Source organism: Streptomyces sp. NPDC059900 (assembly GCF_050270335.1).
Taxonomy (GTDB): domain Bacteria; phylum Actinomycetota; class Actinomycetes; order Streptomycetales; family Streptomycetaceae; genus Streptomyces.
This window is the reverse complement of the sequence record NZ_JBNNJZ010000748.1, coordinates 1-3,402: the sequence shown is the minus strand read 5'-3', so window position 1 is coordinate 3,402 and position 3,402 is coordinate 1. Positions and strand designations below refer to the sequence as shown.

Sequence of the window (3,402 nt, the reverse complement as noted above, 5' to 3'; positions counted from 1 at the left end):
GTCCCGGCGCGGCGGCGATGCGGAGGGGCTTCTGTGCGTCCGGGTGGCTCAGGCGGATCAGGGCGAGGTCATCGTGGTTGGGTCCGGTGTTCTCGCCGTTGCGGTAACCCGGATGGGACACGATCTTTGCGATGGACCGGACCGTGCCCCCGGACGTCCTGCGTTCACTGCCGATCCGCACGGTGCCGTCCGGAGTGACCAGCGCCGGGTCCACGCAGTGGGCAGCGGTGAGCACCCACTGAGAGTCGATCAGCGATCCCCCGCAGACACCCTTGAACGCGGGATCGTCCACGCCGGTCACCGGGATCGACACCATAGAGGGGTAACGCTGCGTGGAATCCGTCCCGTTGACGATGGCTTCGGCGCCGCCGGTCATCGTGGCGGCGCACGCTGTTGCGGCCAGGGCCACCGCGGCGGTGCGCGCCACCGTGCGGCGCGAGGGCTTCGAGCTGAACACTGGTTCTCCGATCGGACGAGCAGGTGCGACGTGCTCAGCCTCCGCGATCAAGAGGGACTGATCCATCCGGTCAGCGGGTCTGTGCGCGGTCAGGGCAGCGGGTCCCTGCGGGGTGGGGAATACCCCCGTCACCTCTGCCGGGCGTCGAAGCACCGGACAACGAGACCGCGCGACAAGGTGCCGGCCGGGAGGCTGGGCCTGACGGCGATCCGGTGCCCCAACTCGCCGTGCGGCAGGGGGTTAACCCCACCACCGATCCGGTTGGCCGCCCCATCGCTGCGGTGCACCCGGGGCGAGCATCGTGGAATGACACCGCAGGCCCGGACGACGAAGGAAACCGCATGCTCAAGCACAAGCGCGCGCTGGGTGGCGCACTCACACTGGTCGTTGCGATGGGAATGGCAGGGAGCGTGTTGCCGGCCACCGCCGCCGCGGCCACCGGCGCGCAATCCACCGTAGGAAAGCCCGCGCGCCACACCGACGAGGCGCGGCTGCGCGCCCTGCTGCACCAGCTGACCACGGTCGACGGCGCCCCCGGAGCGCTGGCCGAGGTGCGGGACCGGCACCGCAGCCGGGTGCTGACCAGTGGTGTCGCGGACATCGAGAGCCGCACGCCGGTGCACCGCGACAGCAGGTTCCGGATCGGCAGCATGACCAAGACGTTCACCGCGACGATGATGCTTCAGCTGGCGGGAGAGCGGCGCATCGACCTCGACGCGCCGGTGGAGCGCTACCTGCCCGGCGTGGTGCGCGGCCACGGCAACCACGGGCGCAAGATCACCATCCGGCAGATGCTCCAGCACACCAGCGGGCTGCCCGACTTCCTGGCCTACCTCAAGCCGCAAGATGTCGTCCGGGACCCGATGGCCCACCACGACCCCCGTGACCTGGTGAAGCTGGCGCTCGCCCACCCCCCGACCTTCAAACCGGGCACCGACTGGAAGTACTCCAACACCGGCTACCTGCTGGCCGGGATGATCATCGAGAAGGTGACCGGACGCTCCTACGGCGAGGAGTTGCAGCGGCGCATCGTCAAGCCGCTGCACCTGCACGGGACGTCCTTCCCGGGCGACGACCCGGCGATCCCCGGACCGCACCCGCGCGGCTACGCGCAGCCGGGCCCGAACGCGCCGCTCCTGGACGTCACCGCGGTCAACCCCACGGTCGGCGGCGCGGCCGGCGGGATCATCTCCAGCGGCACCGACATCAACCGCTTCATGGGCGCGCTGCTGGGCGGCAAGCTGCTTCGCCCCACCCAGCTCAAGCAGATGATGACGACCCGCCCGACCGGCGGTTCCGACGGCCGCGCGTACGGCCTGGGCCTGGAGAGCAAACCGCTGCCCGGCGGCGGCCGCTACTGGGGACACACCGGCGACTTCCTCGGCTACGAGACGGCCGCCGGCGCCACCTTCGACGGCAGGCAGGCCACGGTCATGGTGAACCTCGGCCCGGGCGCCTCGGACGCCCAGAGCGACGACATCCAGGCCGCCATCGAAACGGCGCTCTCCTAGCGCTTCATGGGCCGCCGGAAGCGGCGCCGCCGCTCGGCCCGTCTCCGGGCAGGGGAAGCCGTTGTCAGTGGGTGCTGGCAGGGTGCGGGCATGACGGATGCAGAAAGTGACCGCATGACGCGGATCCTGAGCGGGTTGCCGACGGCGGCCCGGCAAGTGCTGGTGGAGACGGACTGGGACTCCCTCCACCACGCCTACGGGCCCGCCGGGAACCTGCCCGTCTCCCTGTGCTCCCTGGTGGACGAGGATCCCGGGGCGCGGTCTCAGGCGCTGGCCGCATTGGACACGGCCGTGCTGCACCAAGGCTCCCTTTACTCGGTCACCGCGTCCGCGGCGCTGTTCGTCGCCACGATCCTCGACCACCCCATGGGCCTGGCCGAGCACGAAGGGCACTTCCCGTGGGACGACGGACCGCCCCGCAGCCTGCGAGCCGCCCTGCTCGGCTGGCTGGGGCAACTGGCCGAGTCCGCCGCCTACGGGGAGAGCCCGGAGCGGGACCGCACCCACTGGCAATGGGAGCCCTGGCACGACGCGGCGCGCCGCGAACACGACCCGGACGAGCGCGTCGCACTGCACGCGTGCCGGGACATACGCCCCACCCTGTACGACGCCGTCGAGCCGTTCCTCTCCTGCGCTGACCCCCACGTCCGTGAGGCCGCGCGCGGCGCCGCAGTGCCGCTCCTGTGCGCCCCGGCGCTCGCCGACCGGGTGCCGCGGGCCGCCGCGCTGGTGCGGGCCCGGCTCAACACCGTGACGGATCGACGGGAGCGAGCGGGGGTGGCGCGGGCGCTCGGGCTGTGGGGGACGGACACCTCCGACCTGCTCGCCGACTCCGACCCGGCCGTGCGGGTCTGCGCCGCGCTCGGTCCCGCCCCGCTCGATCGACCGCGCGCGCTCGCCACCCTCCTGGACGCGCTACGCGACCCGCGGACCACGGACGGCTGGTTTCCCGAGCCGCTGCCCGGGCTCGACGGCTGGTTCCGGTTCACGGTGCTGCGTTCCGCGCTCGCGCTGGCCGCGTCGTTCGAGGAGGTAGCACCGGTGGCCGTCGCCATCGTGGCCGCCGGCGGTGGCTCGTTCACCGACCACGAACGCGGGCCGATCCTGTTCCGGGCCTTCCCCGGCGGCTACGACCCGGCCCGCCCGCTCGCTGCCGCCCAACGTGACCTGCTGCGGGCCTTCGTGGACAGCGACGAGGAGACGGGCGGCATCGGAGGGAACAGATTGTGGTTCCGCGCGGCCGGGCTGCCCGAGGACCGGGACGGCATCGCGGCGTTGCTGTGAGGGTGCCTGACACCGGGGTCACGCACATGAGTTGCGTGCTGGGCCGGGATCCGGAAGGGACTGCTGACGGCAAGGTCGTGCCTGGCGGGCAGCTGTCCCTTCCGGGCCGGTTCCGGGCCGTGTGTGGGGGAAGTCGGGCCCGGAGACCAG

General features: G+C 72.2%; 3 protein-coding genes. 2 read left to right on the top strand and 1 reads right to left on the bottom strand.

Annotated elements, in window-relative coordinates:
• Positions 1 to 457: S1 family peptidase (locus ACQKIP_RS43230; RefSeq protein WP_427745520.1), on the bottom strand; the 457-nt coding region annotated here is incomplete at its 3' end.
• Positions 458 to 798: 341 nt separating this feature from the next.
• Between ACQKIP_RS43230 and ACQKIP_RS43225 the strand changes: the two genes are divergently transcribed.
• Together ACQKIP_RS43225 and ACQKIP_RS43220 are read left to right on the top strand one after the other, a co-directional pair.
• Positions 799 to 1,968 (top strand): serine hydrolase domain-containing protein, encoded by a 1,170-nt coding sequence (locus ACQKIP_RS43225; protein ID WP_365865009.1) that lies wholly within the window; start codon positions 799 to 801, stop codon positions 1,966 to 1,968.
• A gap of 90 nt (positions 1,969 to 2,058) precedes the next feature.
• On the top strand, positions 2,059 to 3,252 hold the full coding sequence (locus tag ACQKIP_RS43220; RefSeq protein WP_365865010.1) for a HEAT repeat domain-containing protein: 1,194 nt from the start codon (positions 2,059 to 2,061) through the stop codon (positions 3,250 to 3,252).
• Positions 3,253 to 3,402 lie beyond the last annotated feature (150 nt).